The sequence below is a fragment of the Streptococcus sp. HMSC062B01 genome, from assembly GCF_001811085.1.
In the GTDB taxonomy this organism is placed as follows: domain Bacteria; phylum Bacillota; class Bacilli; order Lactobacillales; family Streptococcaceae; genus Streptococcus; species Streptococcus gordonii.
Window position 1 is genome coordinate 1 of the sequence record NZ_KZ672790.1, and the last position, 223, is coordinate 223.

Here is a 223-nt window from a genome sequence, read left to right on the forward strand (position 1 = left end):
CAGCAGAAGGCACATGGAGCTTCAAGTCCTACGATAAGACATCGGAAACAATTAATGGATCAGATGTTAAGTTTATAGGTACATGGGAATTTACAGCAACTCCAGTTCCAACAGTGACTCATAAAGTGGTTCACGAGTTTGTCAGCGGAACTCCAGGTAAAGAACTTCCACAAGAAGTTAAAGTCTTGCTTCCAGCAGACCAAACAAACTTGAAAGATGGCAG

At 42.2% G+C, this 223-nt stretch carries 1 protein-coding gene; it reads left to right on the top strand.

Features of this window, described 5'->3' with window-relative positions; all coding sequences use genetic code 11:
- Positions 1-223, top strand: a 223-nt coding sequence (locus HMPREF2780_RS07220) for an SHIRT domain-containing protein (RefSeq protein ID WP_158672301.1), incomplete at both ends; no start/stop codon positions are given.